Raw genomic sequence first — 20,246 nt, 5'->3', positions numbered from 1 at the left:
TGGTTTTTATGCCGCAAAAACCACAGGGAAATTCAATGTAGGGTGGGCTTGCACTAAGGTTTTATGTCCATACACATTCTCTATCATTTCTGATGTTATTGCCTCCCATGGAGCGCCGTCTGCTTGGAGTTTTCCATCTTGAAGTACAATCACTCGATCAGAATATTGTGCAGCCAAATTCAAGTCATGGAGTACCACAATAACTGCAGCACCTTCGCTCGCTAACTCTCTTGCTAATTTTAATGTATTGTGTTGATGTGAAAGATCTAACGCTGACGTTGGTTCATCTAACATCACGATCTTCTGTTTATATTGGCTTACTTGGGTTAGCACTCGTGCTAAATGAACACGTTGTTTTTCACCACCAGATAAAGAGGGGTAGGATCTTTCTGCTAAATGACCTATTCCCGTTTTTTGCATCATGCCTGATGTGATTTCTCGTAATGCTTGATTCGATAGTGCTAATGGTAATCCTCCAAGCTCTACCACTTCATTTACATTAAAAGCAAAGGAAAGAGTACTGTTCTGAGGGAGAACCCCAAGCCGTTTTGCTAGTTCATTACTATCCCATTGGTCTTTTGCTTTTCCAAAATAACGAATGTCATTAAAAGAGGTGATTTCATCACATAACAATTTCAGTAATGTACTTTTTCCGGCACCATTTGGTCCAAGTAATGTGGTTACTTCACCACAACGAAGTTCTAAGTTAATGTCATCTAAAATTATTTTAGAACCAATGCGATAAGAAATGTTGTTGGCTGAGATAGCTAATGAAGAAAGGCTCATTAAATTTTACCTCGCTGGGTAAAGAGTAAATACAAAAAGAAAGGTGCGCCAATAATGGCCGTCACGATACCAACAGGTAATTCAGCAGGGCTAACGGCAACACGGGCAAACATATCTGCTGCAGTTAATAAAAGACCACCAAGTAATGCTGAAAGTGGTAATAAGGTTTTATGGTTTGGTCCAGATAGCATACGACCAAGGTGAGGGATGATTAATCCAATAAACCCAATCATTCCAGATAAGCTAACGGTAATACCAACGCCTACAGCACTTAATATGATCATACGTTTCTTTAATGATTGAACATTAATGCCTAAATGTTTTGCTTCTGCTTCACCAAGAAGTAGGGCGTTAAGTCCTGATGCATTTTTCATAAATAAAACAAGCAAGGTGATAAGACCAATACCTGCAAGTAGCAAGTCATTCCATTTTGCACCCGCTAGCGATCCCATAGACCATAACGAGAGATCTCGAAGCATTTGATCATCGGCAATGAAATTCAAATAGCCAATTCCAGCACCAGATAAAGCGCTAATAGCAACACCAGCGAGCAGCATAACGGTAATTGAGGTACCAAATTTACTGGTACCTAATCGATAGACAATGAGTGTGGTTATTGCGCCACCAAGAAAAGCAAAAATAGGAACAGCAGCAAAATTCATAAAAATAGGAAATTGCTGAGCAACGGATGAAAATAATACGATTGCCATTGCTGCACCAAGTGCGGCCCCCGCAGATACACCAATGATCCCAGGTTCAGCAAGAGGATTTCGAAATAACCCCTGCATGACAACACCAGAAATAGCCAATATGGCACCAACAAGCATACAAAGGATGGTTCTTGGCAGGCGAACTTGATGAATGATCAAATTAATGTGTGCCGGAATTTCAGCCGTTGACCAAGGAATAAGGCTATTAAAACTATCACTTAGCGTAATGTTCATTGGTCCTGTCGCAATGGAGCTTACTGCGATAATGAGCAGAGAAAAGCCACTTAACCACAGTAATTTTGAATAAGAGATGTACTTTAACAACATAATAATCACTTAAGGGTAAAGAAGGGTATTCAAACGAGCGGCCTCATCAAGTGTTGCTAAGCCAAGGCCACCGACGAGTGCTGAGCCATCAATCCCAATAATTTGTTTATTAATACCAGCAGGGGTGGAGGCTAAGGTTGGAATCGATTCGATAATGTTATCAATGCCTTTTAACTTCTTGATACTACGGTTGCTGACTAAAACAACATCAGGCTGCATTGAGATCATGGCTTCCATTGAAATAGGTTTAAACGATGATATCGATGAGCTTGCAGGGTTATTTGCTCCTGCTAAATGGATCAATTCATCCATTGTCGTATCACTGCCAGCCACATAAGGTGCTCTGCCTTCATGCAATAAAAGGTAAATGACTTTTTTCTGTTTCGCTTTACTTGGAATATTACTGTTTAGTAATGCGACCTTTTTATTTACTTGATCCTTGATCGCTTCTGCTTGCGATTGATGCTGAGTAATAGAGGCAATTTCGTCAATACGATCTAATAAGCCTTGAACCGTTGGTGTGGTGTTTACGATATTCACCTTTACATTCGATTGAGAAAGCAAATCTAGTGTACTTTGAGGTCCCATTTCGTCGGAACCAATAATTTGTGTTGGTTGTAAGGCTAATAACCCTTCTGTCGATAATTGACGGTGATAACCAATTTTAGGTAAGGACTGTGTCTGTGGCATTTTGCTCGTTACATCAACGGCAACAAGAGATTCTTCTGCACCTAGTGCATAAATTAACTCCGTAACGGCACTTCCAGCACTAATAATACGCTCTTGCGCTGAACTAATGGATGAGAATGAAAGCAATGCTATAGCAAAGAAAGAGGAGGTAAGTTTAGAATTAATCATGATTTATTTTCGTCCATTAGAATTTGAGTTGCTTTAATATTGTTATCTTGTAAAAAGGCCAATAATTTCACCATATGCTGAATTTCAGCGGTTTTATCTGAGGCAATAACCACTTGAAAATCTGGCTTACTTTTTACTTTTTGCAGTAATGCGTTAGTAAAAGAAGGCCAAGTGGAATAGGAATGGCCATCCAACCCCCAATATGGTGGTTGTTCTAATATATTGATGGTAAAAGATTGACTGTCTACGTCACTTACCGATTCGGTATCCGCTGTCGGTAAGCTCACTTCTAAAGATTGAAGTTTCACGGTAGCGGTGAGTAATAAAAAGACCATTACGATAAAAATAATATCGAGTAAAGGAGTTAGATCAGGCTGAATGGAATCTTCAGTATTCTGGGAGGGCGATTTGATCATGCACTCACCTTAATGATTTTATGTTGGCTAATTTCACTCATTGAATCACTTGAGCTAAATACCCCTTCAATCCATAGATTAGTGTAATTTAATGAATGCTCTAAACGTGACAATATACGATCAGCCCATAAGCCGAGAAGTTGTGAGCTTGCGATCGCAGGTAAGGCAATGATCAAACCAATTGCGGTTGTACGCATTGCTAGCCCTAAACCATCAGCCAAAATATTCGGAGTGATAGAACCTGTTGTTGCAGCGACATCTTTAAACATGTCGATTAAACCAAGAACCGTGCCTAATAAGCCGAGTAGTGGGCTGATCATGCCAATAAGAGCTAAAAGACGTAATCCAGAACGCAATTGGTGGCGCTTTTCTTGAAGCCATAATCCAGCCACATCCTCTCGTAATCCTTTTTCAAAATCACGATGAGCAAGTAGCATGGCATTGCCTTTTGCAGAGAGAGCACGACGTTTTTTCAATGCTTCAATAAATGATTGAATCCCTTGTGTATCGTCTTTTTTTAATTCACTTAATGTTGACTGTATTTTTTTATGAGAGCAGCCAGAAAAAAGTAAAAGCTGAATGGTTCGTTCAAGTAGCAAGGCAAGAGTGAGTAATGAACACGCGACTAGTGGTAAAGCCATAATGCCAAGTTGTGAATATAAGTGGGAAAAATTAAGCATAGTTAAATCCGGTATAACTGATTAATTAAGTGAAAATCGGACAGGGATCTGCACACGATGTGCAATCGCTTGGCCATTGATAACTTGAGGTGAAAATTGCCAATCACGAATGGCATTAAGAGCGGCTTCATCAAGAACTTGTGCACCTGATGAGGTGATTAACTCTTGTTTAATTTGTTTTCCATTTTCATTTAGCCAAATTTCATATAGCGCAGTACCTTCAATACCTTTACGCTGAGCTATGCGAGGGTAACGTGGTGCATCAGGGCGTTTTAAGAAACTCGGTTTTTGGACTAATTGTGGTTTTTCTGTCGCCCCTGATTTAGAAGCAACAGGTTTCGCTGCTGATTCTTTTTCTACAGGTTTATCTGTTTTCTTAGCCGTTTTAGTTGTTGGCTTAGTTTCTGCTTTTTCTTTAATAACGTTTTTTTTAGTTTCAATTGGCTTTGACGTTTTTGGTTTTTTAACCATTTTCTTTTTTGGTTTAGGTTTGGTGGATTTCTTCTTTTGCACTTGTTTTTGAACTGTTTTTTCAACAGTGCTTTGTTGCTTTGGTTGTTCTTTCGGTTTTGTTACTTCATTTTTTTTCGTTTGTACTGACTGAGGGGTAGGAACACTTGGTGCGACAAACTGGATGTTTACTTGTGATGAAGTACTACCGGTAGGCATAGCAAAGGCTTTTTTTTCAGGTACAGACCAAATAAGCGCGGTATGAATAGCTAATGAAATACCAGCTGCAGCTAGATAACGAAAGTTCAGCACGAATGTCTCCATTTAATTCAGTACTTTTTAAGATGACAATATTATAAACAAAACGAGAATGAGATCAATTATCAATTGCATTCTCATTTAAAAATACTTTATGATGTAAAAAGAAGCAAAACTCTTTGAAGTAACGAGTTAAAAAGAATTGAAATCATGAGAACAGAAATTGACTTAAATCAGCTACCTATTTCACTTGTCGGTGAAAGTACACCAGAGCCATTACTGTATGCCTTTCAAAGAAAAGCATCCGCTCATGCTGGGGGAGGCGCAACACCAATCTCGGCGGATTTGTTTAATGAGCGTTTTTCTTCCGTTTCATCGGAAACCACACAGATCAGTAAACATCGTTGTCTTTACGTTCATATCCCTTTTTGTCGTGTGCGATGCACTTACTGCAATTTCTTTCAACACGCTTCAAGCAAGCAACTAGTACAAGAATATTTTGATGCCTTATTAGTTGAGTTGAAATGGAAAGCACAGCTCGCTTGGACTCAAGCTGCGCCATTTCATGCGGTATATATTGGTGGTGGAACGCCTACGGATCTTACTGCAGATCAAATTGAACAATTGGGCAAAGCCATTCGCTCTCAGTTTCCATTAACCCCTGATTGTGAAATTACGCTAGAAGGGCGAATTAACCGTTTTGATGAAGAGATGTTTGATAAGTCATTAGAAGGTGGCTTTAATCGTTTTTCATTTGGCGTACAGAGTTTTAATACAAAAGTAAGACGCTCAGCCAAGAGGCTTGATAATAAAGAGTATGTATTACGTCGTATTCAAGAGTTAAGTGATTCAGAGCAAGCGCCCATTGTGGTTGATTTACTTTATGGCCTTCCTTATCAAACCTCCGAGATCTGGCAGCAAGATCTCAACGATTTTTTAGAGACAAACGCACATGGTGTTGATCTTTATCAGCTGATCGAAATGGGCGGAACTCCTATGAAAGGCATGATTGATAAAGGTAAATTGCCACAACCCGCATCAACCGAAGAAAAAGCCTATATGTATAAATATGGTGTGGAGTTCATGAACAAACATCACCTTAATCGCTTGAGCGTTAATCACTGGGCGCGAAGTCATCGTGAAAGAAGCATCTACAACAGTTTAGCTAAAACCACTGCAGAGGTATTGCCTGTGGGGTGTGGTGCTGGTGGTAATCTTGGCGGTGTAGGCATTATGCAACATCGCACGTTAGATGCGTATATTCAGTCAATTAAAGCTCAACAAATGCCGATTGCAATGATGACACAATCCGCTTCTTCAGCAGGATTATTCTCAATGATTAAAGCAGGGTTTGATCGTGGCGTTCTATCAAGAAAGGCATTAATGCAACAGACGTCAGAGGATGTCTATCAATACTTAATGCCGCTATTTAAACAGTGGCAAAACAATGGATTAGTTAAGGTTAATGCCGATTATTTAAGTTTAACGCTAGCGGGTGAATTTTGGGCAGTGACTTTAGCACAAAGTGTGATATCCGCTTTATCAATGACGAACAAACAGCCTGTTTTTAATGAACATGCTGCATAAATTTAATCAATATAATAAGAGTATTCCAGTGAATAAACACGTTATCGAATTATTAGAAAATGATCCATCATTATTACCAAGTGATATAGCTAAGCAACTGTCTATTAGTGAAGTCGAAGTGGTTAAATCATTACCTAAAGAGATGGTGACTATGGTTTCTGGCCAGAAAACCCAAGAGATATTAGAAGGGCTAGTAGGTTTTGGTGATGTAACAACCATCGTACATTCATTTGGTTCTATCTTTGAAGTTAAAGCGCCGTTTCCAAAAGGGAAAATAGCGTATGGTTATTATAATCTGATGGGGCGAGAGGGGCAGTTACACGGTCACTTAAAATTAGATTTAATTCAGGATATCGCACTGATTAGCAAACCGTTCAGAGGAACTGAAAGTCATTACTTTGGCTTCTTTAATCATGACGGGCATTCCGTATTTAAGATCTATTTAGGTCGAGATAAAAAGCGTCAACTTATTCCTGAACAAGTTGAAGCGTTTAATGTCTTAAAACAAGAATATAAATAAAAAATAGTCAGCTCAGCATACAACTTAGCACCAAATTTAAAAGGAAAGAAAAATGAACTCAAATGTTAAGCAGGAAAGATTACAAAATCGTCTTGGCCCTGAAATTCAAGAGTTTCGTGACTCACGTAAAACCCTTCAATTAGCAACAGTAGATTGCGAAGGAAAGCCAAACGTAAGCTACGCTCCTTTTGTTTTATTAGAAGATGGTTACTATGTCTTGATCTCAGAGATCGCACGCCATGCAAGAAACCTGTTACAAAACCCTGATGTATCGTTAATGCTTGTCGAAGATGAAGATTCATCAAAACAATTATTCGCTCGTAAAAGATTAACGTTTGATGCGACGGCGATTTTAATTGATAGAGAAGAAGCCAATTGGCAGCTTGCGGTTGATGAAATGAAACAACGCTTTGGTGACATTATTGACGGCTTGAGTTCGTTGGAAGACTTTAAAATGTTCCGTTTAAAACCCATTCAAGGATTGTTTGTAAAAGGATTTGGTCAGGCGTTTCAAGTAAGTGGTGATGATCTTGTTGACTTTGTTCACCTAGATGAAGGTCATAAGAAAAGAACTGCTTAATTCCAGCTACATAGCATCAATAGAATTTAAGACTAAAGCTCAATATTTTGGGCTTTTTTTTGTATCTGGAATACCATATTAATTGTAGTAAATTACGGGGCACTCTAACTTGTTAAAATGCTTGATAATTTCGTTGGCGTTTTTGATTATAAAATTGCAGAACATGTATTTATTATGATTGGTATCAGATCTCACTCGAAAAAGTAGCAAACAGAATAAGTGACCAATAATTTTGGCATGAATTTTAGTTTGATTGATTTTCAAGCGTGGAAGTGCCGTCGATCGCATATTTATTCATCAAATTAGGAACTAAATATTAACTTGATATCATTCAGTGTGAATTTTACTAAGTAACTGATTAATCTATTAATTAAGGGCTGAGTTGACCATGCAGGATGCAAATCAATCAAAGTTTGAGTTGAACGTAACCACGGTAGATATACCGCTCCAAGTCTATGAATTTACAGGTGAAGAAAAAATAGGTGAAAGTTACCAATTTGACGTTACCTTTATCTGCGAAGATCCCGATCTTATTTTAGAACAGTGGTTACAACTGCCTGCACGGCTAAGTATCTATGGATATAATGCAAATAGTGATGCCAATACTCGTTATGTTCATGGTGTTATTCAATCCATGGAGCAGATCAGTACATCATTTAGATTTAGCACGTATCGATTGTCGTTAGTTCCAGTATTTTCTCTATTATCACTTCGTCACAATTATCAGATTTTTCAACACAAACCAGTACATGACATCATTTCTGAAATTTATTCTAAATCAGGCATTTTAAATCATCATTATGAAATTGAACTTCATCATGTTCATGAATGCCGAGATTATTGTGTGCAATATGGTGAAACTGATACGCAATTTATACAGCGTTTAATGGCTGAAGAAGGATTAATTTCCTACTTTGAACATACAGAGTCGCAATCCAAGTTAATTATTTCCGATGGTAAAGAAACACACACTAATCTCCCTGAACTTGAATTTATGCCTGAAAATGGCATGGTTCAGGAAAGTGATGTTATTTATTCTTTGGCTAAAGAACAGAACATTCAAACTGGTAAATATGCAATAAAAGATTATGCTTTTCAGCAACCAAAGCAAATGATTAACGCTGAAAAGAGTACAGAGCAAGTAGAAGATACTGCGAGTGAAGAGGCGTTAGAGTGTTACGATTATCAAGCATTAAATCAAGCCAACCTTTATCTTGAAAGAAAACGCACCAATCAAATCGTATTACGTGGAGAGAGCGACAGTCCACAATTAACACCAGGCTATTTTCAGCCTATATCAAACCATCCGATAGAAGAGTGGAATACTAATTGGTTAATTACTTCAGTGAATTATGAAGGGAGGCAACCGCAAGTGCTAGAAGAACTGGCAGAGGGAACCTCTCATTTTGAATCTCGTTTTCAATGTATTCCTTGGTCAGTTCCTTACCGTCTAGCAAAAATAGAGAAACCTCGCATTCATAATATTGATACCGCAATAGTAACAGGCCCAGAGAATGAAGAGATCTATTGTGATGAATATGGGCGAGTAAAAGTGCAATTTCATTGGGACAGAAATGGTCAAGCGGATGAGAAAACAAGTTGTTGGCTTCGTACCTCACAAGGCTGGGCTGGTAATCAATACGGTCAGTTTGTATTGCCAAGAATAGGACACGAGGTGATCGTTAGTTTCATTCAGGGTGATCCCGATAAACCCATCATCACCGGTTCACTGTATAACGGGGATAATAAACCGCCGTATCCATTGCCAGAGCATAAAACACGAAGCACATTTAAAACATCAAGCTCTATTGGTGCAGATAATTTTAATGAATTACGTTTTGATGATAAAAATGCGTCAGAGCAGATCTATATTCATGCAGCGAAAGACATGGATAGTCAAATTCAAAACAACCGTACTAATGAGATATTTAATGATGATCACTCTGTTGTGCATCATGATCAATTTCATCAAGTCACCAAAGATAATCACCTGACTGTGCAATCAGGTAATTTAAGCTCAATTAAAGGTGACGCACATCAGCAAGTATCAGGCTCTGTTCAACAAAAGATCCAAGGCAGTCGGCTTGAACAAATAGGCACAGAGTTACACATTAAGGTGGGTAATAAAGCGGTCCTTGATGCTGGCAGTGAACTGACCATCACCACAGGCAGCAGTACTATGAAGCTTGATTCTGGTGGTATTCATTTACTTGGTTCGGCCATTGATTTAAACAAAGGCGGCAGTGCAGGAAGCGGTAGCGGATATGCAGGTATAACAGCAACTCAACCTATCATGAAGCAGAGTGAAACGGCAGGCAGCGCGGCTGAAATCGCAACGGCCTCTGAATACACAAGAAGTAAAATTCACGCCACTCGTCAGCTCGAGGCATTAAAAACATTAGATCCAGTTTGTGAGGAGTGTGAACAAGAGCAGGAACAAGAATAATGGAAACGCAGTACTTTGATTTTCTGAATATTGATGACTTCACCTCCTTCTATTTGATGCTAGATACAAGTCAGAGTGTTGATGTATTAAAACAATTGTATCAATTAGATACGGTGATTGAGCAAGAGCCTCTTTATTTGTATGCGCCTTGGAATGAGTTGATATCGGTTTCTCCTTATTTGGTAAAAGCAACGCCTGTTATTGCACAGTGGTTTGAAAGTCAGCGTGGTCAGCTAGACGGTTTCTTATTCAGTTCGGCGTTAGATCTAGAAAGCCTTGCAGAGCATTTAAGAAGTGTGATTAAGGTTCAGTCGCCTTACGGTTCATCCATCATATTGAAATCGGCGCATTCAGGGTGTGCCAATGTTTTATTCTCGACAGCAACTGATTGGTATTGGCAACACATTGATGAAGTTTGGCTTCCATATAAAAAGGGATGGGCGCATTACTTATCGCCTTGCTCTGAGATGAAAAGTGTCAAACCTTATCGTTTAACGGACGAACAATGGCAAGCGTTAGGAGAGTTAGCGACTGAAAATGCCTATGCCTATGTACTTAATCATGTGGAATATTTCTTCCCATATTGTTTAGAGGGCGTGGCAGATAAACAAAAATGGATTCAGTATTGGTTCGATGCCGCTTACAGCAGAGGGTTTCAAAATGAGACTGAAGTCTGTTTATTTATGAATGTGATGGGATATTTAGGAAAAGAAGCGATCACAACCGATAAATACCCCAAAATCACAGAATTGATCTATCAAACATCACAGCAAACCCCAGAACAAAGAATTAAACAAGCGGCGGATTTGGCCTATCAATATCGTCACTCTATGCAAAAGGATTTACAAGAATGAGCGAAGCAAACAATGCCGCCATGTGTGGCAGTAAAAAAGATGCGAAAAACCCAGCAGGGGCTTGTCCTGTAAAGTTTGGTGTGATTGACATCATTCCGGTTCGTTATGCGATTGATGATATGGATGATGAAGAAAAAGAGCAAAAACATCCATTACTTGAAACCCATCAAGGTTACGGCTTTTTTGATGTTGCTCATTCAAAATATACATTAAGACAATTAAGAGATGGCTGGCTTTACGTTTATAGCAATAGAGATAAAACCTTTCATGAATATCAGGTGAAAGGTACTCAATTCATTAAGATTGATTGGGGCTCAAATGAAGCCGACAAAGCACCAGAAGAGAGAGGTCAAGCAGGAGAGGCTAAAAGCTGTTTGTCTTACTCTAAGAATGACACATTAACCATATCATTTTCTCACCAACGTTGGACATGGCGCTTATGTGAGCACATGCGTTCAAATACTCAGTGTCGCAATGAATGGATGCGAACCGTCGATTTAAAAACCTATTCAAACACACTAGAAATAGAACACGGTGGTGGCATGCGTGATTTTGTTCATGCTGTTGCTGATATTGGAACTCCCAAACCCTCTGAAGCCTTGTTTGAAAAAACATGCTCCCCATTAAAAGACGATGCTCCCTCTGATGATGAGTTTCATCTCGCTACTCATAAGAAACCCGTATTAGAAACCGATTATCAATGCGATTTATTAGAAAAGAACAGCGCTTTGTATATCGCACTGGATGATCAGTTGGCAGATATAACGGATTTGTTTTTGAAGTTGTCAGAAACATACGTGCGTATTGTTGAACTACAAGGAACAGAGGAGGATGAGTACAAAGCTCAAATGGCTGAATTAACACGATCTTTAGCAAGGGTAACATTTAGTGATGATCAACTTCCTGAACATATTAAATCAGATCCAATTGAACGGTTAAAGCTAGAAATAGAGATAAATGAGTATTTATACCAAGAGCAAAATGTCCAACAATCTTCAGCATCTTATGAATATCATGTCGGTGAAGGGGTAGAAAATACCTCATGGTATAAGGCGTTAGAAGCGAAAAAACAAGTCATAAAAGATCGGTTTAATTTTGAAATTAAAAAGGAACATACTTCTCAGTGGAAAAGGCAATATCGAAATTTTGATGAAATTCGATGGAATGAATTAAATGAATACCTATTTGAACAATACGATAAATTATCAGAAGTAGAAACATTAAATAGTAAGTTAGTTTATCAACATAAAGAGGTAACAGATGCCATTGAACAGATGGGTATAGATCCTATGCATTTTGGTATTGATAACCAAACAGAGGTTGGTCAACGTTATTTATCTGAACTATTTTCACCAATAACCGTTGAGCTTGTTCAATCGGGTTTTAATGTTCCGGAAATTAAGCATTATTTAGAAAAAATGCTAGATCTGAGTAACCCAAATAATCTATTAGCATTAGCACCGTTTGCTTACTCAAAAGAAGTGGTGGATGAGTTAACCACTTACTCTGAAGGTGGAGATGCACTTAATATGAGCAGCCCAAGCGACATGATCGCACTGCATACTCGATTATCAGAATTCGATACATTAACAGGTGACGTAAGAATTCAAGATTCTGATTGGTACAAGCTGCTTCATATCGATATTAAAGCAGTGTTTGCTGCATTTATTGCAAGTAATAAAGCCAATCCGATACTGCAATTTCGACCTTCGATGGAGATGCTCAACGCAATCCAACCTCGAACTAATCAATTCAGCGCACTTAGTTTTATGACTCGCTTCAGAGTTCTCATCATGGAAAATCTAGCAGATAGCAGTTTTATTGTTTCTGTAAATCCTAATTACCCTAAAGAACTAGCAGCATTTAATAAAAAATATGATCAGTTTTTATTATCTAACAGTAAAACAATGGCTGCGATTATTCGGAAAGAACAATTTGCTGCCGTGTTAGTACAAAAAGCATCTGAATTTATTTCAGAGAACATGCCTCAAATGCTTAAGGTTTCACAAAACGGCTCAATGTTAAACGTAAAAGGAGCAATCAGCAAAGGCGTAGCAGAGAGTTGGACTGCATATAAGAATACAAAGGCAGATCTTGTTAGTTTTTCGGAAAGGAAGTGGAAAGGATCAGCAAGTTGGAATGGGGTTGTTGCAGCATTAAACATTTGGAACTCAATAACCGTTTTTTCAAATTTATTGCAAAGAAACCAAGAGAGTAAGACGACAGAAGAATATAAATCAGTCGCCGCAGAGGTTGTTTATACGGCTTCTTGGACTGTAAATGCGTGCGCTTTGGTATCAAGAGACGCAGCATGGGCTGAAGTGATGAAAGATAAAGATTTATTGAATGAAAGAAGAAAGCAAGCTTTAAAAACAAATAAAAAACTCATTACTAAATTTGTAAATCTAACTCGATTAGTAGCTGTTACTGGATTAATCGCCAGTGTGTCTGAAATTTATTATGTCTATAAGCGCTTAGATAGTCCTCTTTTATCAAAAGAAGAAAGGATGGCAGAAATTCTAAAATCAGGATCATTAGTAGGCCAAGCATTTATTTATTCTACTCAATTAATATCATGTTTTATGAATGGAACCATTGGTGCTATTTTTGCTCCTTGGATGGTTATAGGGTTGGTTATTTTTGGTGTAATTTATATTGCTGCAACGGTATTCATTAATATGTTTAAACGAACTGATATGGAGTTGTGGTTAGTGCAATCCATATGGGGAGTAAAGACGGCTAAGTGGTCACCAGAAATTGAATTAGTTAACTTGCAAAATATATTAAATAAACCAGTAGCCCAGATAAACACTGGAATAGTTAGAACGTATCAGTCAATTTCTGATTCAGACAAACAATGGACATTAACAATTGAGTTACCTGATTACTTATCTGATAAATGGTTTGGAATTAAAGTGATTAAAAGCGCATCTAAAAAAGCAATAAAACATTATAATTTCATTGGAAATAAAGAAGTGAGTCAATCAGAAGTTGAAGTCAACTTCACTAAAGTAAACAATGATAATAATTGTTATCAAATGAAAATTGAACGGAACCATTCAGAAGATATTTCTAATATCACTATTTATTTAGATGTTTTAGCCAATAGAACGCCTCATGTGATTTCTTATTTCGGCTTTCAAGGTGGTAGTGGAGACATAAAGCTAAATGTAAATAAGGTTATTTCATTTAATGATTATTCAAAAAAAGAAAATTTAGATATGGAGATTGTGAGGTTAAATAATGCTAACTCATAAAGATATAGACAATAACGATAAAATAGAAACCATGAGAATGGCTTTATACAACGAAGAAGTGCTTTATGAGTATGAAACCATAGAGCATCAATATTTGGGGTATTTTGCTGGTATTGGTTTTTTTAGTGTTATGAGTTGGATGTTATATGACTTTAGTCAAGATATGCTAGATACAGGTGGTGTGGTGGCATTTAGTTTACTTACCATTTTCATGACATTGTTTTTTATCTTTTTTGGTTCTGCAGACATAAAGCGGATTTACAAGTTCACTAAAAACGGAATAGTAACCGAGCAAGCAGATGTGGTGCCTGAGTACGCTTATCAATGCATACGAATGATAGGTCGAGTGGGGGTTGTTGTATGTTTGATTGCCGTTGTTTTTGTTGGCCCTATGGCGTTCATTGGAGCAGGGGCCAGTGCGTTACTTTCATTTAAATTGGTTAACTTTAGATTAAAACCTATGCTGTTTGAAACGTTGTATTTTGATGAAACGGTATTAATTAAAGCTTCGGATGTGAGTTATATATCAGTAATACCTAATGGAAAAATATCAGCCTCTAGAATGGGCTTTTTTTGTAATAAAGAAAATGTAGATGATATTTTTAATACTTTAAAAGAATTCTATCCAAATGGTCATTTTTATGAGGTTGAGAAAGAAGATGATATTTATGAGCATTATAAATTTAAAGAGTTCTTGCACCCAATGGATCAGGATTGATGTGAAGTCGTAAAGGATGTGCTAAATAATGCATGATAAAGAAAATGAATTAGAACTTGAGCGTGAACTTCATGAGTTACCTATAATTTATCAATGGGAAATTATAAGATGTGATTTTGGTAATACACTTAGATGGGTTATATCTATAGGACTTCCTTTTTTTGGTTATAGTTTTTTATTATTACTAATACAAGATATGGATGCGGCTCCAGTATTATTTTTAATTGGTTTAATAATGACATTTGTTATCCGTTATTTATTCTTATCGGATAATCAGTATTGTTATTTTTTAACGCAAAAAGGCATTCACTTTACAATAGAACAAGTAATTCCTGAAATTGCGTATAAAGTGATGAGAGGCTTTGCTTGGTTTGGTGTGGCGGTAAGTTTTTTGGCTGTAACTATAATAGGGCCAATGGCATTTGTTGGGGCAGGGGCTTGTGCATTGTTGTCATTTAAAATGACTGGTTTTAAATTAGTACCTCGCAGTTCATTTGTATATTTCGTAGATGAATATACTATATTTGATATTCAAAAAGAAAATACTTTTTCAATAATAAGTCATCCACATGATATATATGATTCATGCTATCGTTTGTATTGTTTTCGTGAAGATAGAGATGAAATAAAAAAACAATTATTTCAGGTGATTAAAAAAAGTCACTATAAAATCATTAACCACCCTGATGATATTTATGACTATGCTCCATTCGAACCCTCTGAAAACCTGAGTATAAATAATGCTAACTCATAAAGATATAAATAATAACGACAAAATAGAAACCATGAGAATGGATTTATACAACGAAGAAGTGCTTTATGAATATGAAACCATCGAGCATCAATATTTGGGATATTTTGCTGGTGTTGGTTTTTTTAGTGTTATGAGTTGGATGTTATATGACTTTAGTCAAGATATGCTAGATACAGGTGGTGTGGTGGCATTTAGTTTACTTACCATTTTCATGACATTGTTTTTTATCTTTTTTGGTTCTGCAGACATAAAGCGAATTTACAAGTTCACTAAAAACGGAATATTAACCGAGCAGGCAGATGTGGTGCCTGAGTACGCTTATCGATGCATACGAATGATAGGCCGAGTAGGTGTTGTTGTATGTTTGATTGCCGTTGTTTTTGTTGGCCCTATGGCGTTCGTTGGAGCAGGGGCCAGTGCGTTACTCTCATTTAAATTGGTTAACTTTAGATTAAAACCTATGATGTTTGAAAGTTTGTATTTCGATGAGTCAGTAATATTTAAAACAAGCAAAGAAAATTATATTGATATTACAGCAAATACCAATGATACCTGCTCTTCGATGGGATTTTTTTGTAATAAAGATAACGTAGAAGAAATTTTTAATACAATAAAAATATTTTATCCAAATGGATATTTTTTTGAAGTGATGAGTGTTGAAGATATTTGTGAACACGAAAAGTTTAATGAATTCTTACATCCAGCAGATCAGGATTGATGTGAAGTCGTAAAGGATGTGCTAAATAATGCATGATAAAGACAATGAATTAGAACTTGAGCGTGAACTTCATGAATTACCTATTATTTATCAATGGGAAGCTATTAGGTGTGACAGACTTGGAAATAAACTTCGTTGGTTTTTATCTATAGGGATTCCATTTTTTGGTTATAGTTTACTTATGCTATTAATACAGGATATGGCTGCGGTTCCAGTTTTATTTTTCATCGGTTTAATAATGACTTTTGTTATTCGTTATTTATTTCTTGCTGATGAGCATATTTGTTTTTATTTAACGGAAAAAGGCATTCACTTTACAACAGAACAGATAATCCCTGAAATGGCGTATAAAGTGATGAGAGGCTTTGCTTGGTTTGGTGTGGCGGTAAGTTTTTTTGCTGTAACTATAATAGGGCCAATGGCTTTTGTTGGGGCAGGAGTTTGTGCATTATTGTCATTTAAAATGATAGGGTTTGAGTCTAAAATCAGCAAGTCATACATACTTTTTTCTGATGAATATACTTTATTTGATATTAGAAAAGAGGATACTTTTGCAATTATAAGCCATCCATATGATTTATATGCTTCATACGAATGGTTATTTTATTTTCCTAAGACCGAGAAGAGATAAAGAATTATCTATTAAGTGTATTTCGTAAAAGTAGATACGTTGAAATAAACCACCCTAAGGAAATAGATAACTACGGCCCATTTGACCCCTCTGAAATAGTAAAATCATAATACAACAAATATAAAAAAAGCGGCGATGACGCCGCTTTGAACTAGCCAATTAACGTTGAGTGCTATTTATTTTTAGAATTTATAGTCTAACTCAATGCCCCAGTTACGACCTGCTTGAGCCTGTCGGTCAATTCCTTCTTCACCAACTTCAGTACCAATCATGTCGTTGTATAGCCAGTATTGTTTATCAAATGCATTAAATAAGCCACCACGAAGAGTTAAATCTTTCATTGGTTTATAGTAAGCGGTTAGATCAACCAATGTGTAACCAGCAACATTGATATTTTCATGATTAATGTTTGCCCATTTGTCTTTGCCTGCCACCATATTAATGTTTAATAAAGCACCGTAAGTGTAACCAACAGAGTCATAACCTAAGCCTAGGTTTGAAGTAAGGGGAGCAACACTGTCTATTGGAGCTCCCGTCTTTTTATCTCGGCCTTCTGCGTAAGCAATGCTTAATTTAGAGTACGTGCCTTGAGGCGCATTGAAGGCTTCATCTAATAAATACGTTGAGTTAAATTCAATACCGTAAATTTCTGCTGAATCGATATTCTCTTTTGTATAATGCTCTTTACCATCGTTCGGGCCACCAACGACTTTACCTAAGTATTGCTGATTGATGAAATCAGAATAATCATTATAGAAAGCGATTAATTCAAGTTGTGCGGCATTAGATTGAGCTCTAATACCTGCTTCATACGAAATACTGCTTTCCGCTTTTAGGTCTGGGTTTGCATCGATGACAGCGCCACTATCGTAAAAGTAGTACATATCTTGCAGAGTAGGGGCTTTGAATCCTTGGCTAATTTGACCAAGTACGCTGAAATTATTATTAATATGATAAACCGAACCTAACTTAGCTGTGAAAGCGTCATTTTGGCTATCAGGATATTCTGTTTTAAAACCTTCATTTGTTTCAGGCTCTGCTTTGAATGAGTCATAGCGTAAACCTGCAGTTAGCACTAATTGTTCATTGAATAAGAAAGCTTGGTCTTGTGCAAAAATACCGTATTGAGTCATTGTTGCATCAGGCATATCGGTATGGCCCGGACCAACGGTGCCTTTGTCGTATTTATAATCGGTATTTTCAGTTGCGAACTTGTTTTGTCTAAAGCTTACACCATAAGTGATTTGATGGAATCCTTCTCCAAACTCGGCAATTTTATCAAATTGTGCGTCAAACTGGATAGAATCATCAGTAGCAATACGTTCACGCATACGACGACCACTACCATAAGGACCTGTTGAAGTATCGTAGTTTTCTGACAATGATTCAGTTTGTTGTACGTTTAATTTTGATTCTAGCGTATCGAATAGTGAATTATTCGCTTGCCATTCGTGCTCTAAACCAACACGTAATCGAGTGTTTGTATCTTTATTGTAATTGTCATAATAAGTAATGATTGGGGTACCTCGACTCATCATCGAATACCCATTTTGTGATAATTCATCTTCATCGTATTGAGAGGTGAAGTATTCAACAGTAGCGCCGATGCGATGTGAATCGTTTAATTGGTAAAAGGCTTTAGCAAGAAGGTTACCGATTTGTGCATCGGCTGGGTTGGCAGCACCGCGATCAGGACCTTCAATATCAGCACCATTTGAATGAGTTTGTGATTCATTGCCTTTTTTATACGTCAGCATGATAAGAGTTTCTAGCTCTGCCGCACGCATTGCCCATGTGCCCGTTGTCTTTGAGCTTGTATCAATGCTGTTATAGCTAGTTTTTACTTCAAATGCATTTTCATCGCCATCGGTTCTTAAGATATCTTCAGGATTTTTCGTTTCCATTAGCACTGTTCCGCCCAGTGCATCTGAGCCATATAGAGTAGAAGAAGGTCCTTTATTTACCTCAATTGCTTTTAGCGTATCTATCTCAATAGTGCTTGGATATTTACGTTGTTCGTTTGAACCTGGGTTATAAGGAGTAGGTTGTTGAACGCCATCAACTAACATTTTTATACGGCTATCACTCATACCACGAATGGTAAATCCGGATAATCCAAAACGGCCACCACCATTAGCTGAAACACCTGGAGTGTATTTCAGTGCATCTTGAATGTCGGTTGCCATTGTTTTTTCAATATCATCTGATGTGACTTTTGAAATTGAACTAGATGTGTCTTTAATGCTTTGCTCTGTACGAGTTGCAGAAACAACCACTTCATCAAACATGGTTGTTTCTTTATTTGATGAGGTTTCAGCGTGGAGAATGGGAGATAGTGCAACGAGAATAGACGCTGCTAAAAATGTTTTTTTATTAGACATGAATTTTTCCTTTGAAGTTGTCCTCTCATAATTCGCCGGAGATAATACATATTACGAATGATAATTACTATCATTTTCATTTGATCTTTTCGTTTTTTGTTCTATGGTAGCAAAAAGTGATTTGAAATAGGGAAGAAAGACAGTGAAAAAGAAAGAAATAGTGCAGATAGGGTAAGCAATTGGTTAAGAAAAGCACTTTTTTCTATTAGATTGAATATTTTATCTAATTCAATTTGGATTTAGCGCTGTGATTTATTACTATGTGTTGTTATATGTATTTTACTCGCAACGGATACCACCTATAAGTGGATGAGGAAACGATGCAACATCTAGACGAGATCATTGCCAATGCAACGGCAGAAATTGAACAAGCTGGCTCTTTAGTCGCTCTGGACGAAGTCCGTGTTCAATATTTAGGTAAAAAAGGCCACTTAACACTTCAACTTCAAGGTCTAGGTAAACTTGACCCATCTGAGCGTCGTGAAGCGGGTCAATTAATCAACAAAGGTAAGCAAGCAGTACAAGCAATGCTAACAGAGCGTAAAGACGCACTGCAAACGGCTGAGCTTGAAGCAAAACTTGCTGCTGAAACTATCGATGTGAGCCTTCCTGGCCGTCGTATCGAGAACGGTGGTTTACACCCTGTTACTCGTACTGTTGAGCGTATTGAGCAATTTTTTGGTGAGCTAGGCTTTAGCACTGAGTCTGGTCCTGAAATCGAAGATGCATTCCATAACTTCGACGCATTAAACATTGCAGAAGATCACCCAGCTCGTACTGACCACGACACCTTCTTCTTTAACCCTGATCTAATGCTACGTACGCATACATCAGGTGTTCAGATCCGTACAATGGAAAACGGTAAACCACCATTCCGTTTCATTGCACCTGGCCGTGTATACCGTAACGATTACGACCAAACTCACACGCCAATGTTCCACCAAGTGGAAGGTATGCTAGTTGATGAGAACGTAAACTTTGCACAACTTAAAGGCATTCTTCACGATTTCCTTTGTAATTTCTTTGAAGAAGAAGTTGAAGTGCGTTTCCGTCCTTCATTCTTCCCATTCACTGAGCCTTCTGCTGAAGTTGATGTGAAGCGTAAAGATGGCAAATGGTTAGAAGTATTAGGTTGTGGCATGGTTCACCCTAACGTACTTCGCTCTGTTGGCATCGACCCTGAAAAATACTCAGGCTTTGCGTTTGGTATGGGTGTTGAGCGCCTAACTATGCTTCGTTACGGCGTAAATGACCTTCGTGCGTTCTTCGAGAACGACCTTCGTTTCCTTAAACAATTCAAGTAATTCGGGGCTAG

17 protein-coding genes and 1 pseudogene are annotated in these 20,246 nt (G+C 37.5%); 11 read left to right on the top strand and 7 right to left on the bottom strand.

The window, feature by feature from the left end:
• Positions 1-6: 6 nt before the first annotated feature.
• Genes GNP81_RS06760 through GNP81_RS06735 form a run of 6 tightly spaced genes read right to left on the bottom strand, consistent with a single transcriptional unit; the run spans position 7 to position 4,539 of the window.
• Positions 7-786, bottom strand: a complete 780-nt coding sequence (locus GNP81_RS06760; protein ID WP_155673549.1) for a heme ABC transporter ATP-binding protein — start codon at positions 784-786, stop codon at positions 7-9.
• Positions 786-1,823 carry a FecCD family ABC transporter permease gene (locus tag GNP81_RS06755; RefSeq protein WP_063647443.1) on the bottom strand — a complete coding sequence of 346 codons (1,038 nt, stop codon included), beginning with the start codon at positions 1,821-1,823 and terminating at the stop codon, positions 786-788. The genes GNP81_RS06760 and GNP81_RS06755 overlap by 1 nt, the downstream gene beginning before the upstream one ends.
• A 9-nt stretch (positions 1,824-1,832) precedes the next feature.
• Entirely contained in the window at positions 1,833-2,681 is an 849-nt protein-coding gene (locus tag GNP81_RS06750; RefSeq protein ID WP_155673550.1) for a heme/hemin ABC transporter substrate-binding protein, read from the bottom strand.
• Positions 2,678-3,097 carry an ExbD/TolR family protein gene (locus GNP81_RS06745; RefSeq protein ID WP_155673551.1) on the bottom strand — a complete coding sequence of 140 codons (420 nt, stop codon included), beginning with the start codon at positions 3,095-3,097 and terminating at the stop codon, positions 2,678-2,680. The genes GNP81_RS06750 and GNP81_RS06745 overlap by 4 nt, the downstream gene beginning before the upstream one ends.
• The gene (locus tag GNP81_RS06740) at positions 3,094-3,777 is read right to left on the bottom strand and encodes a MotA/TolQ/ExbB proton channel family protein (protein WP_155673552.1); all 684 of its coding nucleotides are present in this window, start codon (positions 3,775-3,777) and stop codon (positions 3,094-3,096) included. Before GNP81_RS06740 ends, GNP81_RS06745 begins: the two co-directional genes overlap by 4 nt.
• Before the next feature lie 21 nt (positions 3,778-3,798).
• Entirely contained in the window at positions 3,799-4,539 is a 741-nt protein-coding gene (locus GNP81_RS06735; protein WP_072054480.1) for an energy transducer TonB, read from the bottom strand.
• Positions 4,540-4,695: 156 nt separating this feature from the next.
• Between GNP81_RS06735 and hutW the strand changes: the two genes are divergently transcribed.
• The 10 genes and pseudogenes from hutW (at position 4,696) to GNP81_RS06685 (ending at position 16,660) form a co-directional block, all read left to right on the top strand.
• Positions 4,696-6,072, top strand: a complete 1,377-nt coding sequence (hutW, locus tag GNP81_RS06730; RefSeq protein ID WP_155656485.1) for a heme anaerobic degradation radical SAM methyltransferase ChuW/HutW — start codon at positions 4,696-4,698, stop codon at positions 6,070-6,072.
• Positions 6,062-6,592 (top strand): heme utilization cystosolic carrier protein HutX, encoded by a 531-nt coding sequence (gene hutX, locus GNP81_RS06725; RefSeq protein ID WP_196583003.1) that lies wholly within the window; start codon positions 6,062-6,064, stop codon positions 6,590-6,592. The genes hutW and hutX overlap by 11 nt, the downstream gene beginning before the upstream one ends.
• Before the next feature lie 52 nt (positions 6,593-6,644).
• Complete coding sequence (gene hutZ / locus GNP81_RS06720) at positions 6,645-7,172, top strand: heme utilization protein HutZ (RefSeq protein ID WP_011261844.1); 528 nt, start codon at positions 6,645-6,647, stop codon at positions 7,170-7,172.
• 388 nt (positions 7,173-7,560) lie between these two features.
• The gene (gene tssI, locus GNP81_RS06715; protein ID WP_155673553.1) at positions 7,561-9,618 is read left to right on the top strand and encodes a type VI secretion system tip protein TssI/VgrG; all 2,058 of its coding nucleotides are present in this window, start codon (positions 7,561-7,563) and stop codon (positions 9,616-9,618) included.
• Positions 9,618-10,472 carry a DUF4123 domain-containing protein gene (locus GNP81_RS06710; RefSeq protein WP_155673554.1) on the top strand — a complete coding sequence of 285 codons (855 nt, stop codon included), beginning with the start codon at positions 9,618-9,620 and terminating at the stop codon, positions 10,470-10,472. The genes tssI and GNP81_RS06710 overlap by 1 nt, the downstream gene beginning before the upstream one ends.
• Positions 10,469-13,729 carry a T6SS effector BTH_I2691 family protein gene (locus tag GNP81_RS06705; protein WP_155673555.1) on the top strand — a complete coding sequence of 1,087 codons (3,261 nt, stop codon included), beginning with the start codon at positions 10,469-10,471 and terminating at the stop codon, positions 13,727-13,729. The genes GNP81_RS06710 and GNP81_RS06705 overlap by 4 nt, the downstream gene beginning before the upstream one ends.
• Positions 13,716-14,447 (top strand): hypothetical protein, encoded by a 732-nt coding sequence (locus GNP81_RS06700; RefSeq protein ID WP_155673556.1) that lies wholly within the window; start codon positions 13,716-13,718, stop codon positions 14,445-14,447. Before GNP81_RS06705 ends, GNP81_RS06700 begins: the two co-directional genes overlap by 14 nt.
• Before the next feature lie 28 nt (positions 14,448-14,475).
• Positions 14,476-15,201 carry a hypothetical protein gene (locus GNP81_RS06695; protein ID WP_155673557.1) on the top strand — a complete coding sequence of 242 codons (726 nt, stop codon included), beginning with the start codon at positions 14,476-14,478 and terminating at the stop codon, positions 15,199-15,201.
• A complete protein-coding gene (locus GNP81_RS06690; RefSeq protein ID WP_155675063.1) occupies positions 15,188-15,919 on the top strand; it encodes a hypothetical protein in 732 nt (243 codons plus the stop codon). The genes GNP81_RS06695 and GNP81_RS06690 overlap by 14 nt, the downstream gene beginning before the upstream one ends.
• 28 nt (positions 15,920-15,947) lie before the next feature.
• Positions 15,948-16,660 (top strand): annotated as a pseudogene (locus tag GNP81_RS06685) (hypothetical protein).
• Between the two features lie 72 nt (positions 16,661-16,732).
• Here the strand turns inward: GNP81_RS06685 and GNP81_RS06680 are convergent.
• Positions 16,733-18,931, bottom strand: coding sequence for a TonB-dependent hemoglobin/transferrin/lactoferrin family receptor (locus tag GNP81_RS06680; RefSeq protein ID WP_155674402.1), 2,199 nt, complete (start codon positions 18,929-18,931; stop codon positions 16,733-16,735).
• 320 nt (positions 18,932-19,251) lie between these two features.
• Between GNP81_RS06680 and pheS the strand changes: the two genes are divergently transcribed.
• Entirely contained in the window at positions 19,252-20,235 is a 984-nt protein-coding gene (gene pheS, locus GNP81_RS06675; RefSeq protein WP_005419116.1) for a phenylalanine--tRNA ligase subunit alpha, read from the top strand.
• The last annotated feature ends 11 nt before the right edge of the window (positions 20,236-20,246 follow it).

The sequence above is a fragment of the Aliivibrio fischeri genome, from assembly GCF_009727955.1.
GTDB classification, from domain to species: Bacteria; Pseudomonadota; Gammaproteobacteria; order Enterobacterales; family Vibrionaceae; genus Aliivibrio; species Aliivibrio fischeri_A.
The sequence above is the reverse complement of the archived record's forward strand: the minus strand, read 5'-3'. Positions and strand labels throughout refer to the sequence as shown.

Bases quoted from the DNA above. Each gene is read 5' to 3' on its own strand.
- GNP81_RS06760 (WP_155673549.1), bottom strand. From the start codon at position 786: ATGAGCCTTTCTTCATTAGCTATCTCAGCCAACAACATTTCTTATCGC.
- GNP81_RS06755 (WP_063647443.1), bottom strand. From the start codon at position 1,823: ATGTTGTTAAAGTACATCTCTTATTCAAAATTACTGTGGTTAAGTGGC.
- GNP81_RS06750 (WP_155673550.1), bottom strand. From the start codon at position 2,681: ATGATTAATTCTAAACTTACCTCCTCTTTCTTTGCTATAGCATTGCTT.
- GNP81_RS06745 (WP_155673551.1), bottom strand. From the start codon at position 3,097: ATGATCAAATCGCCCTCCCAGAATACTGAAGATTCCATTCAGCCTGAT.
- GNP81_RS06740 (WP_155673552.1), bottom strand. From the start codon at position 3,777: ATGCTTAATTTTTCCCACTTATATTCACAACTTGGCATTATGGCTTTA.
- hutW (WP_155656485.1), top strand. From the start codon at position 4,696: ATGAGAACAGAAATTGACTTAAATCAGCTACCTATTTCACTTGTCGGT.
- hutX (WP_196583003.1), top strand. From the start codon at position 6,062: ATGCTGCATAAATTTAATCAATATAATAAGAGTATTCCAGTGAATAAA.
- hutZ (WP_011261844.1), top strand. From the start codon at position 6,645: ATGAACTCAAATGTTAAGCAGGAAAGATTACAAAATCGTCTTGGCCCT.
- tssI (WP_155673553.1), top strand. From the start codon at position 7,561: ATGCAGGATGCAAATCAATCAAAGTTTGAGTTGAACGTAACCACGGTA.
- GNP81_RS06710 (WP_155673554.1), top strand. From the start codon at position 9,618: ATGGAAACGCAGTACTTTGATTTTCTGAATATTGATGACTTCACCTCC.
- GNP81_RS06705 (WP_155673555.1), top strand. From the start codon at position 10,469: ATGAGCGAAGCAAACAATGCCGCCATGTGTGGCAGTAAAAAAGATGCG.
- GNP81_RS06700 (WP_155673556.1), top strand. From the start codon at position 13,716: ATGCTAACTCATAAAGATATAGACAATAACGATAAAATAGAAACCATG.
- GNP81_RS06695 (WP_155673557.1), top strand. From the start codon at position 14,476: ATGCATGATAAAGAAAATGAATTAGAACTTGAGCGTGAACTTCATGAG.
- GNP81_RS06690 (WP_155675063.1), top strand. From the start codon at position 15,188: ATGCTAACTCATAAAGATATAAATAATAACGACAAAATAGAAACCATG.
- GNP81_RS06680 (WP_155674402.1), bottom strand. From the start codon at position 18,931: ATGTCTAATAAAAAAACATTTTTAGCAGCGTCTATTCTCGTTGCACTA.
- pheS (WP_005419116.1), top strand. From the start codon at position 19,252: ATGCAACATCTAGACGAGATCATTGCCAATGCAACGGCAGAAATTGAA.